The following is a 23,858-nucleotide window of genomic DNA, read 5'->3' as shown; positions in this document are numbered from 1 at the left end:
AGAGCCTGCCCGGCTTCCTTCTCCGCCTGACTCACCGACTCGACCTGACTCCGCACCAGTTGCACGGCGCGTGATGCTGATTCCCCCAGATGATCCCCATGCCAGGGTCTCCGCGGCACACCTGCTGATGATGCAGTCGGCTCGCCTGCACGCCTTCGCCGACGTGACCCGGATGACCTCCGCGGACGCCGACGCGCTGACGCTCAGGCCCTACGCCGATCGCTACCCCGCCCTTGCGCGGGCGCTGGTCCGCCCGGGAAGCATTCCCCGCCCCCGCAGACTGTCCCAGCCCTGGCTGCTGGTGAACCATTCACGTTACTGCCCGGCCTGTCTCGCAGGCGATGGAAGCCCGATCCAGAACCGCCATGGCGGGCCCTGGAAGCGACAGTGGCGGCTGGCTGTCGTCTTCGCCTGCCTCGATCACTGGACCTTCCTTCGCAGCGAGTGCCCGCGCTGCCGACTGCCCGCGCTCAGCGGCAGATCAGGGGGTCCCCTGGCCTTGCTGCCCGCCGCCAACGCGCCCAGGCTCCACCCCGCCCAATGCCGCAACTGGCTTGACGGTTCCGGCAAGCGTGAAGTCTGCGGTCACCGCCTCGACGGCGCCGAACCAGCCCCTACGGCCCTCACCCCAGAACTCGCGGACCTGCAGACCGTATTACTGGACCTCCTGGACGGTGACGAGCCCGCAGAAGTCGTCTCCCAGCGGTTCGCCGATCTCCAGGTCGCCATCTCCCTGATCCAGGCGGGCTGGCCCGGGTCGCGGCCGAACTCGCCCCCGCCGCGACCCGGGCCATTCTGGAAGCGCATCTCGCACCGCAGCAGCAGGACGGTCACAGCCCCGGCCCAGCGGCCGAAAGCGCCAGCTCGCCACCCACGGGCGTCTGGAGCGCACCACCCGGTGACGCGATCGCGACGGCCGGTCTTCTCTTTGCGGCCTACCACCTGCTCGCGCAGGATTCTTCCGGACCGCGCAGCGCCCTGCCCCAGCTGCTACGGAATCTTCCCACCCGCGACGATCTCCGCTGCGGCAGGACCTGGCCCATGCTCGCTCACGAGGCTTCTCCCTCGCTCCGGCGCTGGATCGACCAGGTCTACCGGCACAGACTCTCTGCCGACTGGATCCGTCAGGGAGCCCCGACACTGCGGGCCTCCAAGGCGAACACCACCCAGAAACTCTTCGCCCCGACCCACACCCTCACGGACTTCGGGATCGCTCCCGAGCACATCCCGCAGTCCCTTCCCAGCTCCTGGTTGCTCGCCGCCACCCTGGAGGACTCCGAGCAGGCCCTCACCAGCCGCCAACGACTCCGCCGCATTCTCCCGGTCCACCTGGTCCAAGCGATCAGCGACATGAACTTCCTGGGAGCGGCAGCCTTCCTCGGAATCCCAACGTCCTGGACCACCCGGGGCCGACTGCGGGTCAAACCACTGAACCCCTATCAAGACCTCAAGGACCGGGACCTACCGGCCACGCTGAAACGCCTGGCCGAGCACGTCAGCGGCGAGGAGAGCATCGACTACCGGGCCCGCCGCATGTAGTTCTCCCGCTGGTCCATCGACGACAGGACCTGGGACGAGCTCTGCCGCCTTCACCGTCGAGGTAGAGGTCCCAAGCCGACAGAACGCACCCGAGAGTGCGCATCCGCCTTCGTCTGGAGCTACGTCACCGGCAGCGAGTTCACCCTCGCACCAGTCTTCCAGCTGCCAATGCGGCCCGACGACCGAACACGAACCGACGATTTGCCGCACTTGACCCTTCTCCGGCGCTGGGAATCGCAAGAACAACCCATCCCCTCCGCCGGCCTTTGCAGGGCCCTCGAAGACCACGCCAGGCAGCTGATCACAACCGTCACTCACACACCGTGATCAACGCACACCCTGGGCCGCCAACTATCGCCCTCAAGATCCGCCAACCAGCTCCCTCTCGCTGCTGACGACCTGCGCCGCAGGGAGCATCACCCGCCAACTACGATCCTCGGTCACAGTGCGTACCACCCGTGCCACGGTCTCTCCCTCCCGCCGGTAGGGGGGCGCGCCGCCTTGGCGAGCAAGGCGGCTGCCGGGCGGAACTGCCGATCCGTCAGGTGGGAGCGCCGAATGCGTCGAAGGGGTCACAACGTGCGTCATAACGTGCGTCATAACGTGCGTCACGACGTGCGTCATAACGTGCGTCATAACGTGCGTATCGACGTGCATCGCGCGCGCCGGGCGGAGGGGCATCGCTCGGTCGGCTGAACGAGTTGTTGTGCCGGCGGCGATCGGGGTACCTGCTCATGGCCGCGGATTTGCGCGCTCGCGCGCTCGCGAACCTGCACACCCGAGAAGTGGAACCGAGGGAGCCGTTGTGAAGTTCGGTGTGTCGACGTTCATTACCGACCAGGGCATCGCGCCCGCGCCACTCGGGCGTGCGGTCGAGCAACGAGGACTCGATTCCTTGCTCATCGCCGAGCACACCCACATCCCGGTGGACCGCCGCTCGCCCTACCCGGCCGGCGGTGAGCTGCCGGACATCTACTACCGCACCCTCGACCCGTTCGTCGCGCTCGCCGCGGCCGCCTCGGTGACCGAGCGGATCCTGCTGGGCACCGGGATCGCGCTGGTGGCACAGCGGGACCCGATCATCACGGCCAAGGAGGTGGCCTCTTTGGACCTCGTCTCCGGCGGGCGGGCCGTCTTCGGGATCGGTGTCGGCTGGAACAAGGAGGAGCTGGAGAACCACGGGACGAATCCGCGTACCCGGGGCCGCCTCGTCGACGAGCGGCTGCGGGCCATGCGCGAGCTGTGGACGAAGGACAAGGCCGAGTTCCACGGGGAGTTCGTCGACTTCGACCCCGTCTACTCCTGGCCGAAGCCGGTGCAGCGACCGCACCCGCCCCTCTATGTGGGTGGCGGGGAGGCGGCCTTCGAACGGGTGGCCGCCTTGGGCGACGCCTGGCTGGCCAACAGTCTGCCGCCCCAGGAGCTCGGGTCGAAGATCGACCTGATGCGGAACATCGCGGGGCGGGACGTGCCGGTGACCGTCTATGCAGTGGCGAAGGACCCGGAGACCATCGAGAAGTACCTCCAGCTCGATGTGGAGCGGCTGCTGTTCTACCTGCCCACGATGCCGGAGGCCGCGACGATGGCCTACCTGGACGAGCTCGCCGACGTCGCGCAGCGCTTCCGGTGAGAACTGGGGTCCCGCAGTGCCGAGGATGACGAACGGCCAGGCCCGGGAGCACTTCACCCGGGCCCGGATCGGCCGGCTCGCGACCGTCGACGACTCCGGCCGCCCGCACCTGGTCCCCGCGGTCTTCGCCGTCACCGGGGACACCGTCGTCTTCGCCGTGGACCACAAACCGAAGCGGACGGTCCGTTTGAAGCGGCTGGCCCATATCCGTGCCCATTCCGAGGTGTGTCTCCTCGTCGACGGATATGACGAGGACTGGGACCGTTTGTGGTGGGCGCGGGCGGACGGCACCGCCGTGGTGCTGCCACCGGCCGGCGAATCGGCGGTGTCGGCGCGATACGTAGACCTGCTGGTACGGAAGTACCGGCAGCAGTACGCCGGCCGCCCGCCGGAAGGACCCGTGGTGGAGATCGCGGTGGGCCGCTGGTCGGGGTGGCGCGCCACCTGACCGGCCCTTGCCGAACGGGGTACGGAGCGTGGCTCCCGCAACCGACGCGCACCCATGGACCGTGCAGGTGCGCACCTCGACCGGGCCCGCACGTTTTGGCGGCGATGCGCGGGGCACACGCCCTGTAGTCCCCGGCTGGCCTCCCCCGTCCAGCCGGGGACTGTTGCTTGCGCCGCCGGCGGTCCGAGCCGCTGTTCCCCTTCCCCTGCCGCCGCGTGCGCGGGGCGCCGCCGTACCCCGGAGCCCCCTTGTGCGCGGGGCGCCGCCGTGCCCCCGGAGCGCCCTTCGGCACCCCGGACCTCCGGACGGGTTACCGGAGGGAAACCTCAGATCTCGCGCAAACCTTGGAGCGCGGCGTTGCTCCCTCGCCCGAGCGGTGCCAGGGTTCGGGGATCCCTCGAAAGCATCACAGTGAAGTCGTGGAGGCCGAATGGCTGTCCGTCGTACCGCTGTCGCCGCCGCATCAGCGGCCGCGCTCAGTCTTTCCCTGCTGGCCACCGCGTGCCAGGTCAACGCCGCCCCGTCGGCCGCCGACGCCAAGGAGCGGCCGCCGGCGAAGAAGGCGGTGGCCACCGGCAGCGGTGGCGCCGTCTCCAGCGTCAACCCGTACGCCTCCCGGGCCGGGCTCGAGGTGTTGCGCAAGGGAGGCAACGCGGTGGATGCGGCGGTGGCCACCGCGTCCGCGCTCGGCGTGGTCGAGCCCTACTCGGCAGGGGTGGGCGGGGGCGGCTACATGGTCTTCTACGACGCCAAGGACAAGAAGGTGCACACCCTCGACGGCCGGGAGACCGCTCCGCGCAGCATGCGCGCGGACTCCTTCCTCGACCGTTCGACGGGCAAGCCCCTCCCCACCGAGGACGCCATCAACTCAGGCCTGTCGGTCGGTGTCCCGGGCACGCCGGCGACGTGGCAGAAGGCGCTCAAGGACTGGGGCACGGTCTCCCTGGCGAACGCCCTGCGTCCGGCCACCCGGATCGCTGACGACGGCTTCGTGGTCAACGACGAGTTCCGGGCCCAGACGGCCATGAACGAGAAGCGGTTCCGCGACATCAAGTCCACCACCGACCTGTTCCTGCCCCACGGCAAACTCCCGGTGGTCGGCGCACGCTTCCGCAATCCCGACCTCGCCCGCACCTATCGACTGCTCGCCCGTAAGGGCGTCGACGCGCTCTACCACGGAGAGGTGGGGCGCGATGTGGTGCGGACCGTCCAGAAGCCGCCGATGGCGCCCGGCGCCCGGCACAAGGCCCGTCCCGGCCTGATGCAGACGGCCGACCTCGCCGACTACACCGCCAAACGCAGGGAACCGACCAAGACCGGCTACCACGGTCTGGACGTCTACTCCATGGGGCCGTCCTCGGCCGGCGGCACCACGGTGGGGGAGGCGCTGAACATCCTGGGGAACTTCCACCTCTCCGAGGCCGACAAGGTCCAGGCGCTCCACCACTACCTGGAGGCCAGCCGGATCTCCTTCGCCGATCGCAACCGCTGGGTGGGCGACCCGGCGTTCTCGGATGTGCCCACCAAGCCGCTGCTCTCCAAGGAGTTCGCCAAGGACCGGGCCTGCCTGATCCGTTCCGACAAGGCGCTGACCAGCCCGCTGGCTCCCGCCGACCCGCGCCATCCGGGCGCGGGCTGTGCCCGCAAGACCGGCAACAAGCAACCGCACGAGGGGCCTTCGACCACTCATCTGGTCACCTCGGACCGCTGGGGCAATGTCGTCTCCTACACCCTGACGATCGAGCAGACCGGTGGCTCGGCCATCACCGTGCCCGGACGCGGATTCCTCCTCAACAATGAGCTGACCGACTTCGACTTCGCACCGCTCACCAAGGGGACCCCGGACCCGAACCTGCCGGGCCCCGGCAAGCGGCCGCGCAGCAGCATGTCGCCGACCATCGTCCTGCGGGACGGCAAGCCGATGATCGCCGTCGGTTCTCCGGGTGGTGCCACGATCATCACCACGGTGCTGCAGACGCTGGTCAACCGTCTGGACCTCGGTATGTCGCTACCGGCGGCGGTCGCCGCACCGCGGCTGTCGCAACGGAACCAGACGGCGACCGAAGCCGAACCGGCCTTCCTCGACTCGCCCGCACGCAAGAAGCTGGAAGCCATGGGCCACCATTTCGTCCTGGCTCCGAAGGCCTTCACTCCGTCACCGGAGATCGGGGCGGTGGCCGCCCTGGAATTCCTGCCGCAGGGCAAGGTCACGGCAGTGGCCGAACCCAAGCGCCGTGGCGGCGGTTCGGCCATGGTGCTCAACGAGTCCCGCTGATGCCCGTCCCCTCCGGGGTATGCCCCGGAGGGGACCGCGTCGTATGCGGTGTGGGCCGTACACCGTTCCCGGAGATGCTGCGGGCCCGGCCCTGCTTTGGCCTTTGTCACCGCCGCCCGTGGCGCAGAAGCCCCCCTCAGTGATCACAATCGCTGGCGGACCGTACGGTTCACCTCCTACGATTGCCTTACCCGGGGGAGGAGTTGGGCCACGTGGCGCGCAGAACCACACCTTCAGGACAGGTGCCAGGACGGTCTTCAGCCCATCGGATCGAGGCCGCTGTGGCCTGGGTCATCAGGCACTTCGACGGGGTCGTGGCCATCTCCGGCGCCATGGTCGTCGGCCTGATGGACATCTTCAGCGACGCGGTCTCGGACAATGTCACCTCCGGTGCGACCCTGCTGGTGCTGGCCGCGCTGGTCTTCGGGTCGCTCACCGAGCGGCGGCGCCGGGTCGCCGACATCCGGGAGGCGACGACCGGGACGCAGAAGGCGCTGGAGGATCTCGCCATGGTGCGGTCGCTGTCCGGAACCGAGGTCCGGCGTGCCCTGGACGAGGCCCGTCAGAGTACCGACCGCTGGGTGTTCAAGGGCGGCACCGGGACCTATCTGCGCGCCGTCACGCTGCCCGAGTGCGTACGGAAGGCGCAGGAGCAGCGCCGTTCCCTCACGATGAAGATCGACATCGTCAACCCGTCGGACGCCCAGGCATGTGAGGCGTACGCCCGCTTCCGGCGCACGTTCGACGGCGGCCAGGCGGACACGGCGCAGCGGCGGACCTGGAGCGCCGAGCGCACCCGCAAGGAGGCCTATGCCACCGTTCTGGCCGCCTGCTGGCACAAGCAGCGGCTGGACGTCCTGGAGATCGACGTCCACCTGTCCTCCGTGGTGCCGACCCTCCGGTTCGACCTGACCGACTCGTGCCTGATCATCACGCAGGACGACCTGCGCCGGGTCAACCTCCTGGTGGACCGGGGGCGTCCGCTGTACGACTACTACCTCACCGAGCTGCACCAGGCCCGGGAACAGGCGATCGCCCTCGACCTGCACCGTGCGGCGCCACTCAGCGAAGAGCCCACGGTGGACGAGGCGCGCCAGCTCTTCGAGAGGCTGGACCTCGCGCTCCCCTCGACCGTCACCGACACGGATGTCGGCGAGATCATCGAGAAGGCGCTGCATGCGGAGAACCCGTACCGGAGTTGACCTCCTTCAGGATCTCCTGCCTCATGGCCGACCGCGGAAGGGAGGGCACTTGCCGACCGACACCAGCTCCACAGGAACGTCCCGGGGCCCTTCCTCGCTTTTACCGGTCCAGGAGGTGCCCGCGGGCCGAGCGGGCCGGGCAGGGCGTCGAGGGGCGCCGGTCCGCGCTGCGCATCGCCGGGCCGGCCGTGCCAGGGGGCGCGCTCCCCAACGGCCCGAAGACCGCAGCATCCTCCGGGAGGCCAGGTGAGCCGCCGAAGCCGACGCCCCATCGACTACCGCATGCTCGAACGGACCATCGGGCGGGGCGGAGAGACCGACACACTCTTCGGCGCGGCCGCCGCCGCGCTGGAGGATGTCACCTCCGGGCGGCATGAGCTGCGCGCCGTACACCACCCGCTCGGCTTCTTCTGCCTGCCGGTACTGCGCGACGGTGACCAGGGCATCTGTGTGCACGTCTTCGAGCCCGGCGCGAGCGAACCCGCCCAGCTCACCACCTCTCCCGTGCACTGCCACAGCTGGGAGTTGACCAGCTTCGTGCTCTACGGCGAGGTCGGGAACCTGCAAACCCGGGTGCGCCAGGATCCCGTGCAGCCCACCCACCGCGTCTTCCGGGTGCACAGCAGCCCGTCCGGGGTGGACGAGATCCGGCCGACTTCGCGCCTGGTCCGCTGCGAGCCCGGCCCCGAGCAGACCAGCGCCCGCGGGCAGGTCTACCGGCTGCCGGCCGGGGCGTTCCACAGCACCGTCGTCCCGAGCGGGAGCGCCGCGGCCACCCTCGTGCTCGGCCGTTCGCTTCCCCGGCAGACCGACCTGTCCCTCGGACCGGTGGAGGGCACGGGACACCGGGTGGTACGACAGACCTGCGACGCCGCACTGACCGCCCGGACGGCGCGGTCCGCCCTCAGGAGGATCCATGGGCATCACCCGCAATGACCCCGACGGCCCGCAGGACGCTTCGGAACGCCTCGGTGCAGGGCCATGGTCACCGGAGGCCTTCGCGACGGCGCAGTTCGCGGCCGAGCAGCAGTTGGCGGTCGCCATCGTGCGGGAGGCCGGCGCGCTGGTGCGCTCGCGCTTCCAGGACGAGTACGGCATCCAGCCGAAGGGCGACCAGGGCGATGTGGTCACCGACCTGGATCTGCAGGCCGAGCGGCTCGTCGTGCAGCGCATCCGCGAGCGCTTCCCGCACGACCGGATCCTCGCCGAGGAGTCGGGACTCCTGGACGGAGACGGCGGGCTGCCCGCGCCGGGTCCGCGCCGGATGTGGCTGGTCGACCCGCTCGACGGGAGCAACAACGTCGTCATCGGCCTGCCCGCCTATGTCGTCGGCGTCGCCCTGTGCGTGGACGACCAGCCGGTGGTCGGCGTGATCCATGACCCGGTCACCGACCGGACCTGGTCGGCCCTGACCGGCTGCGGGGCGTACGGCCCGCACGGGCGGATGACCGGCCCCACCGGCCCGCTCGCAGCCTCCGGGCCGCTGCTCGCCTGGACCCAGGGGCACGCCGTCGCCCGCGACGATCCGGCCGTGCGCACCCTCAAGTCGGCGCTGGAGGTGCGCTCCCGGCGCCTGCTGCAGCTGTGGGCGCCGCTGCTGACCTGGTCGATGCTGGCCCGTGGCGACATCGACGGATTCGTCGGCTACCGGCCCGAGGCCATCGACTTCCCCGCCGGTGCACTGCTCGCGGCGGAGGCGGGGCTGGAGATCCGGTCCCTGGACGGCGGCGCGTTCCGGGGGTCGGTCACCGGGCCCGACACCGACCGCAGCTTTGTCGCCGGGCGGCCGGCGGACATCCCGTACCTGCTCGATCTCGTCAGCCGCAGTGGGGCCGTGGACCGCCTGCGCCAGGGGGCGTGACGCGCCCCGGCCGGTCGTGTCCGTTGCCGGGCGGCGGCCCGTGCCTGTGCGGCCGCGCCGCCGGCCGGTGAGGTGTGAGGGCGGCTCGGCCTGTCACGCAGAGCGCGCCGCGCCCGCTCACCTCATGGCCACGAGGGCCGCCGTGGACGCCAGCACCGCACCCGTCGCGAGGACCGCGCCCGTCGCCATGAAGCTCCGCAGCGGCACCCGTACGCCCTGCGCCCGGCAGCGCTCGAACCACAGCAGCGTGGCCAGCGACGCCCACGGAGTCACCACCGGGCCCACGTTGGTGCCGATGAGCAGCGCCAGCAGCTGCTGGTGGTTGGCGAGCGGCACGGCCGACTCGCCCGCCAGGTAGACGGGCAGATTGTTGAGGACGTTCGACAGACCGGCGCCGACCGCCGAGGCCCGGAACATACCGAGGACGCCCCCGTCCGGTCCCACCGCCGACGTCAGGAAGTCGTGCAGCCCGTTGACGTTGACCGTCTCCACCACCAGAAACAGCCCCGGCACCATGACGAGCAGCCGCCACGGCACCAGCGACAGCCGCAGGCGGGCCGGGCGGCGGACGGCGAACGCCACCACCACGACCACCGCCGCCATCGCGGACGCCGACCACAGCGGCACATCGGCGACCAGCATGGCCAGCAGGAACCCCGCACAGGCCACGGCGCACACCCGGAACAGCACCGGATCCCCGGGGCGGTGCGGGGCCGGGGGAGTGTAGACCTCCGCCCCGCGCCGACCGCGGCGCCAGAAGAACAGCCACAGACATCCCATCGTCACGGCGATGGCGGCCAGTTGGGGCGCCCACATCGTGGCGGCCATCTCCGTGGGGCGCAGCGCCACCCGGTTCGCGGCCAGCAGGTTCGTCAGGTTGGACACCGGCAGCAGCAGACTGGCGGTGTTGGCCAGCCACACCGTCGTCATCGCCAGCGGCACCGTGGCAATCCCCACCCGGGACGCGAGTGCCAGCATCACCGGGGTCAGCAGCACCGCGGTGGTGTCGAGGTTGAGGGTCATCGTGGTGATCGAGGCGAACGCCACGCACAGCACGAACAGCCGGCCGTAGCCGCCCCGCCCGGCGCGGGCCACGCCGGAGGCGACGACGTCGAAGACCTCCGCCTCGCTGGTGAGTTCGGCGAGCACGATGACCGTGCCGAGGAACGCGAGGAGGGGGCCGATCCGGATCATCGCCTGGCCGGCCGACTCGGTGGGAAGCAGCCCCGTCGCCGTGAACAGCAGACCGCAGGCGAGCAGTCCCCCGGCCAGCCAGTCCAGTGGATGCAGGCGTTGTATGGCGCGCACACGGAAAAGAGTAAACGCTGTACAGCCGGTTGACGATGGATCATAGGATGGCGGGCATGGTGGCTCGCCAGGAATTCGGAGAACCCGAAACCCGCCCGGAAACCGGCCCGTTGGACTTCTTCATCAGCTACTCACCGGCCGACGAGCGGTGGGCCTCGTGGATCGCCTGGACGCTGGAGGAGGCGGGCTACCGGACGGTCGTCCAGGCCTGGGACTTCGTCCCCGGCACCAACTTCGTGGACTTCATGGACCGCGGCGTCAGCGAATCCGCCGCCGTCATCGCGGTGCTCTCCAGCAATTACGAACGCTCCCGCTACGGGCGCATGGAGTGGCAGGCCGCGCTGCGCGCCGACCCCGACGCGCCGGAACGGAGACTGCTGACCGTCCGGGTCGAGGACATCCCCGTCGAGGGCCTGCTCGCCACCATCACCTACGTCGACCTGGTCGGCGTCACCGACACCGCGGCCGCCCGCGAGATGCTGCTCACCCGCGTGGGCCAGGCGCTCGACGGCCGGGCCCGGCCCACCAGCCGGCCCGGCTACCCCGGCGGGCCGGCCACCGGATCCGCCACCCCGGCCGGGATCCCGCGACCGCAGTCCGGGGACGGCAGGCCGCTCGGCCGCCCCGGCTGGGCCGGGCGCCGCCGCCCGGCCGTCCCCCCGCAGTACCCCCAGGAGCCCGGAGCGCAGCACGCCCGGGAGGCCGTCAACGTGCTGCACCTGGCCGGTCCCGCCTTCGGCCGCGGCCAGGACCCGGCCGCACTCCAGGCCGCCATCTGGGGCGACCTCGTCGAGCTCACCGACGCCGGCGCCCCCGCCCCCGACCTCCTCGTCGTCACCGGCGACCTCACCGCCTCGGGCAGCCCTCGCGAGACCGACCAGGCCCTCAGCTTCCTCACCGGCCTGCGTTCCCTGCTCGGCCTCGAACCCCACCGCCTTGCCGTGGTGCCCGGCGGCCAGGACGTCAGCCAGGCCGCCTGCCGCGCGTACTTCCACACGTGCGAGGCCGACGAGATGCAGCCCAGGCCGCCCTACTGGCCCAAGTGGCGGCACTACGCCCGGCTGTTCCACGAGCTCTACCAGGGCCTCGACGTCGTCTTCGACAGCGACCAGCCCTGGAGCCTGTTCCCCGTCCCGGAACTGCGCACGGTCATCGCGGGCCTCAACTCCTCCATGGCGTACAGCCACCGGTCCGACGACCAGTACGGCTGGCTCGGCCCCGAGCAGGCCGCCTGGTTCGCGCAGGCCCTGCGCCCGTACGAGCAGGAGGGCTGGTTGCGCCTCGGCGCCCTGCGCCACCCGGTCACCGAGGCCGCCGGCCGTACCGGCTCCGCGCACGGCCCCGGCCCGCTCCGGGACACCGCCGACCTCGCCCGCCTCACCGCGCCCCGGCTGCACCTCCTGCTGCACGGCCCCGCCGGAGACCGGCGCGCCGCCTCCGCGGCGCCCACCCTCACCCCGTCACTGCCCCTCACCCCGTCACTGCCCCTCACCACGGGCGAACTGCCCGTCTACGGCGCCCTCGCTCCCGCCCGGCACCAACTGCTGCGGATCACCCGCGACGGTCTCACCCGCTGGCGGGAGCGCCCCGACGCGGAGCCCGAGCACTTCGCGACCGGCTGGCGGCGGGCCCAGCGCGTCTTCGGACCGCCGCGCCCGCAGCCCGACGCCGACCGCAGCACCCGCGGGGACGGTACGCCGGAGACCGCCGGGCCCGCCGCGCCGGACCTCGAGCCCGGCCTGGAAGCCCGCACCCTCGACGACCCGCTCGACGAACTCGTGGCCCGGGTCGCCGAGGTCTGCCGCACCCGCCACGACGGCGCCCAGCTGCGCCGCATCGCCGGCAGCCCGCCGCAGCTCCTGGTCACCTGGAACGAGTCCGGCTTCGTCCGGCAGCAGCGGGTGGGGGTCTGCCACGGCACCCCCTCCGCAGAGGACATCGACGCCTTCCTCGACCACGTCCACGCCTCCGACACCGCACCCGACGCCGAACTCGTCCACGACGGGCCCGCGCCGGCCCGCGAACTACGGGAGCGGGCCCGCCGCCGGGGCGTCCGGGTCCGCAGCTTCACCGAGTTCCAGGGGCTGCTGGACCTGCGCGACTACGTCACCGCCCAGACCGAGCGGCTGCGCACCGACCACCGCTACCGGCCCGACCTCTACCTCCCGCAGCGCTACCGGGAGGTCGAACGCCCCGGCGGCGAGGAGCGCGACGGACTGGTCGACGACATGCTGCGGCTGCTGGAGGCCGACCACGGCCGGTTCCTGCTGCTCCTGGGGGACTTCGGGCACGGCAAGACCTTCGCGCTGCGCGAGCTCGCCCGCCGTATCCCCGAGGAGATGCCCCACCTCGTACCGCTGTTCATCGAGCTGAACACCCTCGACCGGGCGTATTCGCTGGACGGCCTGGTCGCCGCCCACCTGGCGAACCACGGCGTCGACTCCGTCAACCTCCGCGCCTTCCGCTACATGTTCCAGCAGGGCCGGATCGTCCTGCTCTTCGACGGCTTCGACGAACTGGCGAACCGGGTCAGCTACGAGCGGGCCACCGACCGGCTGCAAGTCCTCCTCGATGCCGTCGTGGACCACGCCAAGGTCGTCGTCAGCAGCCGCAACCAGCACTTCAAGTCGCAGTCGCAGGTGCTCACCGCCCTCGGCGAGCGCGTCGGGCTGCTTCCGCAGCGCCGCGTCCTCGCCCTCCAGGAGTTCACGCCCCAGCAGATCCGCACCTACCTGGCCAACCGCTACGGCGACGAGCAGGCCGCCGACCGCCGGGTGCGGCTCCTCGAAGGCATCCCCGACCTGCTGGCGCTGTGCCGCAACCCGCGGCTGCTCAGCTTCGTCGCCGACCTCGACCACGACCGGCTGCGCGCCGTCGCCGGGGCCGGGCGTGCCCTCAGCGCCGCCGGACTGTACGAAGAGGTGCTCACCTCCTGGCTGCAGTTCGAGGAGCGGCGAGGCCAGGGCGGCGTCGGCGCGGCCCCAGGGATGAATCTCGACCAGCGGTGGGACGCGGTCACCACCCTCGCGCTGCGGCTGTGGTCCAGCGGCCAGAACACCCTGAGCCTCGACGAACTCACCGATGTCGCCGGAACGTTGACGGGCCTGGCGGACATCAGGCTCTCCGCGCGGGAGGCCGCCCACGCGATCGGCTCCGGCAGCCTGCTGGTGCGCAGCGACGAGGGGCTGTTCCAGTTCATCCACAGCTCCATCGTGGAGTGGCTGGTGGCCCGTGAGGCCGCGACCCGGCTCACCCGCGGCGAGCACGAACTGCTGGCGCGCCGCCCGCTGAGCCAGCTCACCGTCGAGTTCCTCTGCGACCTCGCCGACCACCGCACCTGCCAGGAGTGGGCCGAGCGGGTCCTGGACGGCCCGGACGAGGACGGCGAAGAGGAGGGACGCTGGCGCGGGCAGGCCGACGAGGTCGCCCGCGCCAACGCGGTCAAGGTCCTCGCCCGGCTCCGGGTGCCCGCCCACACCGACCTGCGCGGCGCCGCCCTCGCCGGCGAGGACCTCTCCCACCGGGACTTCTCCGGCGTCGACCTCACCCGTGCCGACCTCACCGACACCCAACTGGTCGGCGCCAACCTCGCCCGAGCGGTGCTGCGCGACGCCCGCCTGGTCGGCGCTCGGCTGGACGACGCCGACCTCTCCGGTGCCGACCTGCGCGGCGCCGACCTGCGCCGGGCCCGGCTGATCCGCGCCGACCTGCGTGGCGTCCGGACCGAGGGCAGCCACTGGAACCGGGCCGCGCTGATCGACGCGACCACCGACGACGAAGCCCTGCGCCGCCCCGAGCTGCGCTCCGCCGCCCTGGCCCCCGGCATGCCCGTCGACGCGGGCTTCCGGCCCTCCGCGGTCGGTGTTCCCTACGGCTTCGGCATGCAGACCGTCCGGCTGCCCGAGCCGGTCTCGTACAGCACCGACGGCGAACTGCTCGCCGTGGGCAGCGAGGACGGCGGGGTCCTGGTGTGCGACGCCGCCACCGGCACGGCGCTGCGCACCCTTCAGGGCCACGTCGGCCGCGTCTACGCCGTGAAGTTCCGCCAGGACCTTCTCGCCACGGGCGGCGCGGACGGCACCGTGCGGCTGTGGGACGCCGTCTCCGGCGCCTGCCTGCACCGGCTGGACATCCACCCGAGCGGGGTGTGGCCGGTCTCCCTGGACCCGGACGGCACACTGCTCGCCACCGGTGACGCGGAGGGCACCGTCACCCTGTGGGACGTGGCCACCGGCACCCGGCGGCACGAACTGCTCGGGCATGCGGCCCCCGTCTTCACCGCGGTGTTCAGCCCCGACGGGCGGACCCTGGCCACCGGGGACGCGGCCGCGGCCGTACGGCTGTGGGACACCCGCACCGGCCGCCTGTGCGCCGAACTGCCCGGGCACGAAGGCGTCTGCAACCGGGCGCAGTTCAGCCCGGACGGGACTCTGCTGGCCACGGGGGACAGGGGCGGCGATCAGGGCGGCACCGTACGGGTGTGGGACGTGGCCTCGGGACGGCTGCGGCACACCTTCACCGGCCACACCGGACGCGTCTACACCCTGGACTTCCACCCGAGCGGCACGCTGCTGGCCAGCGGCGACACCGATGGACAGGTACGGCTGTGGGACCCGGTGACCGGGGCCGCCGCGGGCCGGCCCGGCCGGGGCAGCGGCGCCGTCTACCAGGTGGTGTTCGACGCCGACGGTACGCTGCTGGCGGCGGGTGACAGCGACGGTGTCGTCCGGCTGTGGCGGGTGCAGGCGGCCGGAGCCGGGACCGACGGCCGAGGCCGCCTCGGCGACGCCCCCGGCTGGTCCGTGTCCCCCCTGCGCCAGCAGCCCGCCGACCACCGCGGATCCGTCTGGACCTGCCGGTTCAGGCCGCGCGGCGGTCTCAGCGGCGCCGAGTCCGGCCCGCTGCTGGTGACGGCGGGTAACGATGGCGTGGTCCGGCTGTGGGACACCGCCAGTGGCCAGGGCCGGCGCATCCTGCGCGGCCACGGCCGCCGGATCGGCACCCTGGCCTTCAGCGCCGACGGCTCGTACCTGGCGGCCAGCAGCAACGACGGCGTCGTCCGATTGTGGGAACCGGCGACCGGCCGCCGCCTCAGGGAACTCAGTGGCCACAGCGGCCGCCTGGTGTCGGCCGTCTTCAGCCCCACCGGGGCCGGCGGAGCCCTCCTGGGCACCTCCAGCAACGACGGTGACGTCTACCTGTGGAACGCCGCCACGGGTGAGTACCAGCGGGAGATCGATGCCGAGACCGACCATGTGTGGGCCGAGGCGTTCAGCGGCGACGGCGAGCTGCTCGCCACCGCGAACGACGACGACACGGTGCGCCTGTGGTATCGCAGCACGGGCACCCATGTGACGACACTCGCCCAGCACCGGGGCCGGGTGCGGTCGATCGCGTTCAGCGCCGGCGGCACACTGCTGGCGACCGGCTGCGACGACCACTCCGTACGCATCTGGGATATCCAGGACAGCCGCCTCACCGCCGAACTCGACGCGCACCGGGACCGGGTGTACACGGTGGCGTTTGGGCCCGGCGACTCCTGGCTGGCCAGCGCGTCCTGGGACGGTGACGCCATCATCTGGGCCGACGGCAGGCCGCAACACCGGCTCCGCGGGCACTCCGGCCGGCTGTGGACCGCCGCCGTGCACCCGGCCCGCCCGTTGCTGGCCACGGCCGGCGACGACCGGATCGTCCGGCTGTGGGATCCGCGTGACGGGCAGGAGGCCGGCCAACTGACCGGCCATACGGGGCGGATCCTCTCGACCGCCTTCAGCCCGGACGGCTCGCTGCTCGCCAGTGGCGGCGAGGACGGCACGGTCCGGCTGTGGACCGTGCCCGCACAGGGCGAGCCCTCCCTGCAGGCCACGTTGATCGGGGTGCCGGGAGGCTGGGCCGCGCTCTCACCCTCGGGCGGCTACAAGTACGAGGGCGACATCGCGGGCGAGTTCTGGCATGCGGTGGGCATGTGCCGCTTCGAGCCGGGTGAACTCGACGGCCACCTTCCCGGGGTGCGCCGGCTGTCGCTCACCGCGCCCCTCGGCGGCGCCGCCCCGGACGGGAGCTGAGCCGGGGGAGGGGCGCACGGCAGCGGCCCCGCCCGGCAGCACCCGGCTCCCCTGGGGTGGCACGACTCCGGCCGCCACCCGTGCCTTTGGGGTGATGGTCGGAGCGCGAACCATGCGTCAGACCTTGGTGAAGCACAGCGTGTAGGAAGAGCTGTGACGGATCGAAACGTGCATGCCGTAATCGAATTGCGATCCGCACCGCGCGCCGACGCCGGTCAGCCTGTCGCCGGTCTTGTACTCGGCCTCGGCCGAGCCGCAGTCGACGATCTCCGCCAGCGGCTCCCCCTTGGGGTCGTGGATCTTGACGCAGTCCCCGACCTCCGGGTTGTACTTCTTGTTCTCCTCGGCCCGCGCGGCCTGTGAGGCCTCCGCCTTGGCCTTGCCGCCATGGGGATTGGTGTTGTAGTCCCACACGTACCAGGCACCGCCGCCGAAGACCGCCAGGACGATGACGGCGGTGATCAGCCCCCGCAACGGGCTGCTCTGCTGCCGCGGCCGCTGAGGTCCCTGCGGCCCTTGCGGCGCCTGCGGTTGCTGCTGATACCCGTACGGCTGCTGTTGCCCGTACGGCTGCTGTTGCCCGTACGGCTGCTGTTGCGGATACCCGTATGGCTGCTGCGGTGGCTGATTCTGATAGGGCGGCGGTGCGGACATGCCTGATATCCCCCGGGGTTGACTACAGGAATGTAGGAGAGCTCGATGTGGACCGCAGCAGGCTACCTTCCGGCCCGTGCCCACTGACCGTCAGCCCCCGCGTCGGCCGGCGTCCCACCGGACCCTGGCACTTCCCTTACCGGACCGAGTAGTTCCGGCCAGACGCGACCGACGGCACGCTGATCCCCGTCACCCGGGTGCGATCCCGGCCCGTGGCGCCCAACGCGGCGCGTGGCACCCGTGGTTGACCCCCTCCGGCTACGCCGCCCCGGGGGCCGTCCCGTTGCCGGGCATCGACCGGCGAACGCGGGCGAGCAGGGCGGCCGGATCCGGCTCGGCCTGCAGGCCGCGAAGCAGCAGATGCCACAGGTCATCCAGACTCTCCTCGATGTGCCGGCGGCCGTCCAGGGCGTCGGAGACGGTGTGCAGACCGAAGAAGGCGCAGACGATGCCGTGGGCGGTGGTGGCAGGTGGCACATCGGCAGCGAGTTCCCCGTTACGGGCGGCTTCTTCGAGCAACTGGGTGACCGCCCCGATCCAGCCGAGGAACGGTGCGGGGAGCTGTGCGTCGATGGCTTTGCGTTCGGCCCACAGGCGGGCACCGGCCCGGACGACGATGTCGTCACGAAAGGCCCGGGCCACCTCGAAGCTCAGCCCGACGAGTTTCTCCAGGGCCGGCAGGCCGGGCTGCCGGTACCGGCTGATCACATGCGGCCACGTGGCGAAATGCTCCTCGACGATGGCAAGGGCAAGCTTCTCCTTGCTGGCGTAGTGGAAATAGATGGCACCGCTGGTGCGACCGGAATGCGCACTGATGTCGCTGATGCTGGTACCGGCATACCCTTTCTCGTCGAACAGGGTTGCCGCCGCCTCAAGAAGAGCCCTGCGCGTCGTCTTCGCCCGGATCTGCACATACACCTCAGACATCGTTCTGGTTCGGCCGGCAGGCAACCTACCGCTCCGCGCGACCCGGAATTCAAGGGTGCGCACGTTCGAATTTCGGTATTCCCTGGTCGTATGAGCACGCCAACGGGCAGCATCGCCGGAAAGAGTGAGCCGCTCAGCTGGTCCCGTACGGTCGAGCGGGAGCTGGTGCACCGGACCTCGGTGGCGGAGGTCCTCCTCACCGATGTGCAGCCGACCGATAATGCGCACGTCTTCGACGCCGCGGCGTCATGGCCGCGCGCGCATATGACCTTCCCCCGTGACGGGTCGCAGCGGCACAGCCCGCTGATTCTGGTGGAAACCCTGCGCCAGCTCGGTCTCTGCATTCCACTGCGGTTCTACGCCGTTCCTCAGGCGTGCCACGCGGTCATCACCGACCTGTACTTCCATCTCAGGCCCGCCGACGAGGCACCGGCCCGCGCCGGAGCGACCGAGATCACCTGCTGCGCCCGGGTGAGCGCGGTACGGCACACGCCGGACAGGACCGTCGTCGGCCTGCGACTGAACGTCACCTTCGCCGCCTGCGGGGTGATCTTCGGCTGTGGTGGCGGGGGCGTGCGATTCCTGGACGGCGCGCGCTTTACCGCGCTGCGCGCCACGAGGGCGGCCGATTCCCTCCCGGCCCGCCCCGCGGATCGGCGGATCCGCCCGTCGGCCGCCCGGCTGACGGTGAACCATCCGCACGACGCGGTCCTCGCTCTCGACGAGGAGGGGCTGTTGGTGTCGCCGGCCGACCCGCTGCACCCGTTCTTCTTCGATCACGCCACCGATCACGTACCCGGCATGGTGCTGCTGGAGGCCGCCCGTCAGGCCGCCGCCTATCACAGTCGGGGCAGGCTGAGCCGGCCCCGCTTCGGATGGCTGAAGGCTGCACGCTTCACCGAACTGGCCCCACCCGCACATGTGCTGTGCACCCGGCACCGCTCGACGTGCGCATTCCGCATCCTCCAGGGCGGCACTGAGACGGCCTACGGCACTCTTGGTTATCAGTAGAGCCTAAAATATGGACATTTATGAATCGGTTGACCACTCTGTGTTGCCGTCCGTAACGTAACGATCGCAATGTTCCGGCACGAAGCGGGAAGAACTCCTGTCCATGAGGGCTGCCCTCCGCCGGAAATCCCTCGGCCCGGTGCCGGGCGTCCGTGAAACCGATGCTGCCCTCCACTCTCGCGACCGGTCTCAGTGGCGTCCTCCGGGCCCCTCGGAACGGAAACGCGGATGAGCGCAGACAGCATCTTTTCCTGGACCCCCGCCGCCGTCGTCTTCGACTGTGACGGCACGCTGATGGACACCGAACGCCACTGGCAGGACGCCCGTGACAGGGTGCTGCACAGCTTTGGGTTCACCCCCTCGGCCGCATTCGCGGAAAAGGCCCGGGGGCTGCACTACACCGAATGCGGGCGTCTGATGGCCGATGTCGCAGGCCACCCGGAACTGACCAGGGAAATGACGGAATCACTGCTCGAGCATTTCCGGGACCTCGTCGCCGCGGAGCCCACCACCATGCCCGGAGCCACGGAACTGGTCCATTCGACCGTGCAGTTCGCCCCGCTGGCAGTGGCCAGCAACTGCCCGCTGGAAGTCGTCGAGTCCTGCCTCGATATGGCCGGACTCCGCGACTGCTTCCTTCATATCGTGGTGCCCGATGCCACGACGAGACCCAAACCTCATCCCGACGTCTATCTCACCGCCGCGGAGCTCTGCGGAGTGGAACCCGGTGACACGCTGGCCGTCGAGGACTCGCACTGCGGCATCCAGGCCGCGGCAGGTGCGGGCATGCGGGTACTGGGAGTCGGCCCCCGGCCCAGCGATGAGGAGACGGCACTGGCCGACTGGTGGGTCCACTCGCTGGAAGAGCCGGCGGTGCAGGGGTGGGCCGGCGCCCGCATCCCTGCCCAGGGCGCCGGCCCCGCTGCGCCCGAGGGCGGGACGCCGTGAAGATGACGCCGTGAAGATGACGCCGTGAACATGACGCCGTGAACATGACGCCATGGGCACGGCGCCATGACGCCATGAGCATGGCGGCGGCCCGGCCGGGTGGGGCACCCCCTCGGCACAGGTGGGGCACCTCCTCGGTGCGGCAGTCAACCCCGCCCTTGCCGCGGTGGGGGCGCCACCGAGCCCGGTCCGTCGGATCCAGTACCCTCGACGGATGATGATGTGACGTATCCGTAGCCGACGGACGGGCTGTCCACTCACCCGGCGCCCGCCCCGAACGCCCCGTTCACCTGCTGCCCGAAGTCCTCTGCACCCGGCCCCCGACGTACCCCATCCCCCACTGGTGTCGCTTGCCGGCGGCAGGTCCGCACACAACTGCCCACCCCCCCACCGATGGAGGCAGCCCGACGATGACGAACGACGCAGAAGTGCCTGCTCCTCGGAGGAGTCACGAGGTGACGCCGACCGCAACTGCAGTAGGGGCGGCGGCGGTTGCGGCCCTGCTGCTCGCCGGCTGTTCGGCCGGGGAGCAGGAGAAGCCCAAGCGCCCGGGACCGGCGGTGTCCTCGCCGCGGGAGAGCAGCCCCAGCCCCAGCCCCGCCCCCGCCAAGGAATCGGGCACTTTCGCGCCGTACGTGGACACCTCGCTCAAGCCTGCCTACAACCTTCTCCAGGGCGCCGAGGAGACCGGCGTGAAGGAGTACAACCTGGCCTTCGTTTCCCCGGGAGGCGGCTGCGTACCCAAGTGGGGAGGCAGGCAGGCACTCCGCGACAACCCGGTGGCGCGGCAGGTGGATGCGCTGCGCGCCAAGGGCGGCGATGTGCGGATCTCCTTCGGCGGACAGAGCGGCAACGAACTGGCCAGGGTCTGCGGCTCGGTGGACAAGCTGGTGCAGGCGTACAGCAAGGTCATCGATGCCTACGGCCTGACGAAGGCCGACTTCGACATCGAGGGCCCCGCTCTGACGGACACCAAGGCCAACAACCTCCGCACCCAGGCGATCGCCCGCCTCCAGCAGCGCAAGAAGCTGGATGTCTCCTTCACCCTCCCGGTGCTCCCCTCGGGCTTGAACCGGCACGCCGTCGCGGTGCTGGAGAACGCCAGGAAGAACGGTGCCCGGGTCTCCACGGTGAACATCATGGCCATGGACTACGGCACCTACTACGACGGTGACATGGGCACCTACGCCATTGCCGCCGCCACCGCCACCCACAAGCAGGTCAAGGCGGCGCTGGGTATCCGGGACGAGGCCGCGGCATGGAAGGCCGTCGGGGTCACGCCGATGATCGGTGTCAACGATGTCAAGGGCGAGGTCTTCAGGCCCGACGACGCGGCCGAACTCAAGAGGTTCGCCAAGGAGAAGGGGCTCGGTCGGCTGTCGATGTGGTCGCTGACCCGGGACAAGGCCTGCCCGGGAGGCCCGAACCTGCAGGCGGCAGCGACCTGTTCCAGCATCGGCAAGGCGGCGAACGAGTTCACGAGAGCGTTCACCGGCTGAGCGGCCGCTCCGCCCACAGGCCTGTCCCGTCGCCCCTTCGCGTGCCGGGCACCGGAACCGGGCACTGTGCACCGGGCGTCAGGCGTCAGCGGAACTGCGGATGCCACACCTCGCAGGTTTCTCCCTCGTCGTCGACGACGGTGATGTCGGGCCACCGGTCGAAGGCCGAGCACGGGTGGGAGATTCCGAGGTCGACCTCGTCGCCCACCCGAAGGCCTTGGGCAGGGGTGAGGACCAGGTGGTGGTCGTAGATCTGCGCCGCCGTGGCCCGCACCTCCCGGTGCGCTCCGGCGGCCGAGCGCGCCCCGAGGACGACGGGCAGGCCGGCGTCATAGGGGAGCTCGCGTTTGCCGGCCCCCACCACCGCGGTTCCGGTCTCGGGCGTGGAGAGCACCGTCGTGCGGACGGTCAGTGCCGGACGCAGTCCGGGGAGCGGCGTGACCCGGGCGTAGGTGCCGTGGTCGTGGGTGACGTAGCAGCCTGATCGGAGCACGGGCACCAGCGGCAGGTCGCCGCATCGGTTCAGCAGCTCCGCCACAGCGTGGACGACCCGGTCGGGAAACGCGGAGCCGCCCATGCTGAAGACCGGGCGTGCGGTCTCGTACAGCGGAGTCAACGACTCGAAGATCTCGGCTGTCATGCGGCAGTGCCCGTCGACGGCGGCGAGCGTCGCGGCGTCCCGGGCGTTGGGACGCACCCCCTCGTACCCGGCGACGCCGGCCAGGAGGAGCCCGGGTGACGCTTTCGCGGCGGCCGTGGCGAGCTCGTAGGCCTCCGCGGCGTTACGCACCCCGGTCCGGCCGCCCGGCACGCCGACGTCGACGAGCACCCGCAGGGGGTTGTGCGAGTCGTGCACGGCCGCCACGGCGAGGTCCACACCTGCCGAGGAGTCGATGAGGCAGAAGAGCTCCAGGCCCGGCGTTTCGTCGAGCAGGTGGCGCAGCAGGGCGAGGTCGGCGGAGTGGATCACTTCGTTGGCGACGAGGATCCGGCGCACTCCCCACCTCCACGCCACCTCGGCCTGCCGGGCGGTGGCCACCGTGACGCCCCACGCACCGGCTCCCAGCTGCCGTTCGACGATGGGGCGGACCATGGTGGTCTTGATATGGGGGGAGAGCTCGACGCGGTGCGCACGGCACCACTCCGCCATGAGCCGCACATTGTGCTCCAACGCGCCGCGTGCAAGGCGGAGTTCGGGCAGCGGACGGATCTCGCGCTGGAAGGAGGGCGAGGTGTCGGGGTGCATGGGACGGAACCTCCGGGGACGCGGGGCACGGGGTGCGGACAGCGGGGGCGTGGCGCAACGACACGGACGTCGTCGTCTATAGAAGATGGAGTACACGATATATGCGACATCCGGGCAACGGCTATAGTAGACGCAGTGTGCTCTTTACTGGAATGGGGTGGGTGTCGTGGCGGCGGAGAGTGACCCGGTCGTGGCGGGCGGCGCGGCGGGCGACGGGATCGGCCGGCACCTTCGCCGGGAACGCCTGGAGCGGGGACTCACCCTGGAGCAGCTCGCGGACCGGACCGGACTCTCCCGCAGCTACCTCAGCAATGTCGAGCGCGATGTGAACAGCCCGACGATCAACACCCTGCGTACGATCGTCGATGCCCTCGGTACGACCCTCAGCCGGCTGTTCCACGCCGTCGAACGTGAGCAGCGCGTCCTGACCCGTCCCGACCAGCGCATCGAACTCACCCGGGCAGGGGTGGAAGGTGTCACCTACACCCTCCTCAACCCCGAGCACGGCGGCCGGCTGGAGATGATGCTTCTGGAGGTGGCCCCCGGGGCCGGCTCCGGGGACCGGCCGCACACCCACGCCGGAGAAGAAGTCGGGGTCCTGTTGAGCGGGGAGCTGGACTACTGGGTCGACGGCGTCCACCACCGCCTGCAGCCCGGCGACTGTGTCAGCTTCCCGTCCGCCACCCCGCACCGCTACAGCAACCCCGGCGAGGTGCCGGCGGTCTGCGTCTGGGCCGAGACCCCGCCGAGCTTCTGAGGGCCTCCTGCGGTGCACGGTGCCGGGCGAAGGCCGCACAACGGCCCCACCCGGCCCGAGTGGCTCCTCGACGTGGCACCTCGACCGCACATGATGCGAGAGAGTCACGAAAGGGGTGTTCGCCCACCACACGGCCACGGGCCGGACCGTGCAGTATCGCGCGGACGAACGTTTTCCGATGTGCTCGGTGTTCAAGACGCTGGCTGCTGCGGCCGTCTTGCCCGACCGCGACGCTGCGGTCGCCGCTCGTACCCGCTGTCCTCTCCAGCACATACGACCCCGGGGGCCCGACGGACAACCCGCTGGTGGCCAGGACCGCCGCGCTGGTGGCAGCAGCACTCACCTGACTGCCGACGGCCGCGGACGCCGTCCGTCAGACCGCGCTGCCCGCCCTCCAGTCGGACCAGGACAGGTTCCAGCCGTTGAGGCCGTTGTCGGGCTTGACGGTCTGGTCGTGCGAGTTCTTCACGATGACGACATCGCCGACC

The 23,858-nt window shown here is 71.0% G+C and carries 16 protein-coding genes and 2 pseudogenes; 14 read left to right on the top strand and 4 right to left on the bottom strand.

The genetic code is table 11. The features are described from left to right. Window positions 1-73 precede the first annotated feature (73 nt). The 8 genes and pseudogenes from ACF088_RS14340 to ACF088_RS14305 all read left to right on the top strand — a co-directional run. Window positions 74-424: pseudogene (locus ACF088_RS14340) on the top strand (TniQ family protein); the annotation flags it as partial. 617 nt (window positions 425-1,041) lie between these two features. Continuing rightward, window positions 1,042-1,539 (top strand): hypothetical protein, encoded by a 498-nt coding sequence (locus ACF088_RS14335; RefSeq protein WP_392376360.1) that lies wholly within the window; start codon window positions 1,042-1,044, stop codon window positions 1,537-1,539. A gap of 805 nt (window positions 1,540-2,344) precedes the next feature. After that, entirely contained in the window at window positions 2,345-3,169 is an 825-nt protein-coding gene (locus ACF088_RS14330; RefSeq protein ID WP_392376058.1) for an LLM class F420-dependent oxidoreductase, read from the top strand. Between the two features lie 25 nt (window positions 3,170-3,194). Beyond that, window positions 3,195-3,617, top strand: coding sequence for a TIGR03668 family PPOX class F420-dependent oxidoreductase (locus tag ACF088_RS14325; RefSeq protein WP_392376056.1), 423 nt, complete (start codon window positions 3,195-3,197; stop codon window positions 3,615-3,617). 430 nt (window positions 3,618-4,047) lie between these two features. Then, window positions 4,048-5,892, top strand: a complete 1,845-nt coding sequence (ggt, locus tag ACF088_RS14320) for a gamma-glutamyltransferase (protein WP_392376055.1) — start codon at window positions 4,048-4,050, stop codon at window positions 5,890-5,892. A gap of 281 nt (window positions 5,893-6,173) precedes the next feature. Further along, window positions 6,174-7,094: a hypothetical protein gene (locus ACF088_RS14315; RefSeq protein ID WP_392376053.1), complete on the top strand. Its 921-nt coding sequence runs from the start codon at window positions 6,174-6,176 to the stop codon at window positions 7,092-7,094. 246 nt (window positions 7,095-7,340) lie between these two features. Further along, complete coding sequence (locus ACF088_RS14310; RefSeq protein WP_392376051.1) at window positions 7,341-8,030, top strand: hypothetical protein; 690 nt, start codon at window positions 7,341-7,343, stop codon at window positions 8,028-8,030. Then, entirely contained in the window at window positions 8,011-8,955 is a 945-nt protein-coding gene (locus ACF088_RS14305) for an inositol monophosphatase family protein (protein ID WP_392376049.1), read from the top strand. The genes ACF088_RS14310 and ACF088_RS14305 overlap by 20 nt, the downstream gene beginning before the upstream one ends. A gap of 117 nt (window positions 8,956-9,072) precedes the next feature. On the opposite strand, the gene ACF088_RS14300 is transcribed toward ACF088_RS14305, so the two are convergent. Further along, window positions 9,073-10,263 carry an SLC13 family permease gene (locus ACF088_RS14300; RefSeq protein WP_392376048.1) on the bottom strand — a complete coding sequence of 397 codons (1,191 nt, stop codon included), beginning with the start codon at window positions 10,261-10,263 and terminating at the stop codon, window positions 9,073-9,075. A 56-nt stretch (window positions 10,264-10,319) separates the two neighbouring features. On the opposite strand from ACF088_RS14300, the gene ACF088_RS14295 reads away from it, so the two are divergent. Beyond that, window positions 10,320-16,328 (top strand): TIR domain-containing protein, encoded by a 6,009-nt coding sequence (locus ACF088_RS14295; RefSeq protein WP_392376047.1) that lies wholly within the window; start codon window positions 10,320-10,322, stop codon window positions 16,326-16,328. Window positions 16,329-16,445: 117 nt separating this feature from the next. On the opposite strand, the gene ACF088_RS14290 is transcribed toward ACF088_RS14295, so the two are convergent. Next, on the bottom strand, window positions 16,446-16,982 hold the full coding sequence (locus tag ACF088_RS14290) for a hypothetical protein (protein ID WP_392376045.1): 537 nt from the start codon (window positions 16,980-16,982) through the stop codon (window positions 16,446-16,448). A 258-nt stretch (window positions 16,983-17,240) separates the two neighbouring features. After that, complete coding sequence (locus ACF088_RS14285) at window positions 17,241-17,909, bottom strand: ScbR family autoregulator-binding transcription factor (RefSeq protein ID WP_392376043.1); 669 nt, start codon at window positions 17,907-17,909, stop codon at window positions 17,241-17,243. 90 nt (window positions 17,910-17,999) lie between these two features. Here ACF088_RS14285 and ACF088_RS14280 point away from each other — a divergent pair, with 90 nt between their 5' ends. The 3 genes from ACF088_RS14280 (at window position 18,000) to ACF088_RS14270 (ending at window position 21,367) form a co-directional block, all read left to right on the top strand. After that, a complete protein-coding gene (locus ACF088_RS14280; RefSeq protein WP_392376041.1) occupies window positions 18,000-18,920 on the top strand; it encodes a ScbA/BarX family gamma-butyrolactone biosynthesis protein in 921 nt (306 codons plus the stop codon). 228 nt (window positions 18,921-19,148) lie between these two features. Continuing rightward, entirely contained in the window at window positions 19,149-19,868 is a 720-nt protein-coding gene (locus tag ACF088_RS14275; RefSeq protein ID WP_392376040.1) for an HAD family hydrolase, read from the top strand. A gap of 455 nt (window positions 19,869-20,323) precedes the next feature. Continuing rightward, the gene (locus ACF088_RS14270) at window positions 20,324-21,367 is read left to right on the top strand and encodes a chitinase (protein WP_392376038.1); all 1,044 of its coding nucleotides are present in this window, start codon (window positions 20,324-20,326) and stop codon (window positions 21,365-21,367) included. An 85-nt stretch (window positions 21,368-21,452) separates the two neighbouring features. Here ACF088_RS14270 and ACF088_RS14265 read toward each other — a convergent pair whose 3' ends face one another. Continuing rightward, complete coding sequence (locus tag ACF088_RS14265; RefSeq protein ID WP_392376037.1) at window positions 21,453-22,613, bottom strand: alanine racemase; 1,161 nt, start codon at window positions 22,611-22,613, stop codon at window positions 21,453-21,455. Window positions 22,614-22,779: 166 nt separating this feature from the next. On the opposite strand from ACF088_RS14265, the gene ACF088_RS14260 reads away from it, so the two are divergent. Both ACF088_RS14260 and ACF088_RS14255 read left to right on the top strand, forming a co-directional pair. Further along, window positions 22,780-23,370, top strand: coding sequence for a helix-turn-helix domain-containing protein (locus tag ACF088_RS14260; protein ID WP_392376035.1), 591 nt, complete (start codon window positions 22,780-22,782; stop codon window positions 23,368-23,370). A 112-nt stretch (window positions 23,371-23,482) separates the two neighbouring features. Next, a pseudogene (locus ACF088_RS14255) lies at window positions 23,483-23,602 on the top strand (serine hydrolase); the annotation flags it as partial. Window positions 23,603-23,858: the final 256 nt, after the last annotated feature.

Source organism: Streptomyces sp. NPDC015125 (assembly GCF_043080045.1).
GTDB lineage: Bacteria > Actinomycetota > Actinomycetes > Streptomycetales > Streptomycetaceae > Streptomyces.
This window is presented reverse-complemented; position numbering and strand designations above follow the sequence as displayed.

What these genes read in the sequence shown, in the direction of transcription:
- ACF088_RS14335 (WP_392376360.1), top strand. Translation starts at nt 1,042, where the DNA reads ATGCTCGCTCACGAGGCTTCTCCCTCGCTCCGGCGCTGGATCGACCAG.
- ACF088_RS14325 (WP_392376056.1), top strand. Translation starts at nt 3,195, where the DNA reads ATGACGAACGGCCAGGCCCGGGAGCACTTCACCCGGGCCCGGATCGGC.
- ggt (WP_392376055.1), top strand. Translation starts at nt 4,048, where the DNA reads ATGGCTGTCCGTCGTACCGCTGTCGCCGCCGCATCAGCGGCCGCGCTC.
- ACF088_RS14305 (WP_392376049.1), top strand. Translation starts at nt 8,011, where the DNA reads ATGGGCATCACCCGCAATGACCCCGACGGCCCGCAGGACGCTTCGGAA.
- ACF088_RS14295 (WP_392376047.1), top strand. Translation starts at nt 10,320, where the DNA reads ATGGTGGCTCGCCAGGAATTCGGAGAACCCGAAACCCGCCCGGAAACC.
- ACF088_RS14290 (WP_392376045.1), bottom strand. Translation starts at nt 16,982, where the DNA reads ATGTCCGCACCGCCGCCCTATCAGAATCAGCCACCGCAGCAGCCATAC.
- ACF088_RS14285 (WP_392376043.1), bottom strand. Translation starts at nt 17,909, where the DNA reads ATGTCTGAGGTGTATGTGCAGATCCGGGCGAAGACGACGCGCAGGGCT.
- ACF088_RS14280 (WP_392376041.1), top strand. Translation starts at nt 18,000, where the DNA reads ATGAGCACGCCAACGGGCAGCATCGCCGGAAAGAGTGAGCCGCTCAGC.
- ACF088_RS14275 (WP_392376040.1), top strand. Translation starts at nt 19,149, where the DNA reads ATGAGCGCAGACAGCATCTTTTCCTGGACCCCCGCCGCCGTCGTCTTC.
- ACF088_RS14265 (WP_392376037.1), bottom strand. Translation starts at nt 22,613, where the DNA reads ATGCACCCCGACACCTCGCCCTCCTTCCAGCGCGAGATCCGTCCGCTG.